General features: G+C 58.6%; 1 protein-coding gene. It reads left to right on the top strand.

Annotated elements, in window-relative coordinates; genetic code table 11:
• Positions 1 to 330 precede the first annotated feature (330 nt).
• Positions 331 to 1197, top strand: an 867-nt coding sequence (locus CXY80_RS00050; RefSeq protein ID WP_104131109.1) for an alpha/beta fold hydrolase, incomplete at its 3' end; no start/stop codon positions are given.

Genomic DNA, 1197 nt, shown 5'->3' with positions numbered 1-1197 from the left:
CGCAGTACGAGATCACGAGCGACACGACCGATCACGTGGCGATGCATAAGGGCGAGGCCCTGACGAGAATCTAGCCGTGCGCGGCCACCACTATGGATACCAACGCGAACGTGCCCACGTTCTGTGCTTGCTGGCATTGGTGATGGCGACCACGGTCGGAGGTCGGCGGTCTGTGCCGCAGCCCGGATAGAAGTGAGTTGGCGCGCAGATGTGGTCACCTTCTGTTGCGTCATGGATGGTAAGGGTGGCATCACTTCGTAGCTATATTGACATGAGCTACTGCCAGTGCAAGTCTGAATTGTAGGCATGGACGGGTGAAGCGAGGACAGTATGGGCGAATTCACAACGGAAACTGATCAGCTCACGGGGGTGCGCCATCGCACCATTTCCGTCGATGGGGTAGAGATCTTCTTCCGGGAGGCGGGTCCGGCGGATGCGCCGACGCTCGTACTCCTGCATGGCTTCCCTGCTGCGTCGCACCAGTATGCGCGCCTGATGGATCGGCTCAGCGATAGGGTACATCTCATCGCACCGGATTACCCGGGTTTTGGTTACAGCAGCGCTCCCGCCTCGAGCAGCGGCGGCGGAGACTTCGTCTACTCTTTCGATCACCTCGCTGAGGTCATGGAAGCGTTTCTGGTCAGCCTCGGCATCGACGAGTTCTTTATGTACGTTTTCGACTTTGGGGCTCCTATCGGGTATCGCATCGCGTCGCGGCATCCGAATTGGATTCAGGGGGTCATCGCACAAAATGGCAACGCGTATGAGGTGGGGCTGGGGCCGAATATGCAGCCTGTGGTTCAGTACTGGATAAATCACGAGGGGATGGAGCCGGTTATCCGTGGAGCGCTGACAGCTGACGCAACACGCTCCCAGCATCTCGAGGGAACGGCACACCCAGAGTCCGTCGATCCGGACGTATGGACCTTGGATCAACACTGGCTCGATCAAGCTGGACGAGACCAGATCATGCTTGATTTGCTTTATGACTATCAGTCCAACGTCGTGCTGTACCCCGTGTGGCAAGCGTGGATGCGCGAGCATCAGCCTCCCATGCTTGTGCCGTGGGGGCGTAACGATCAGTTCTTTTCTGAAGCAGGGGCGCGCGCGTACCTCGATGATCTTCCCTCCGCTGAACTGCACCTGCTCGACACCGGGCACTTCGCCTTGGATGAACAGCTGGACACCGTCGTGCAT

The sequence above is a fragment of the Cryobacterium sp. M91 genome (assembly GCF_002929615.1).
Classification (GTDB): domain Bacteria; phylum Actinomycetota; class Actinomycetes; order Actinomycetales; family Microbacteriaceae; genus Cryobacterium; species Cryobacterium levicorallinum.
This window is presented reverse-complemented; position numbering and strand designations above follow the sequence as displayed.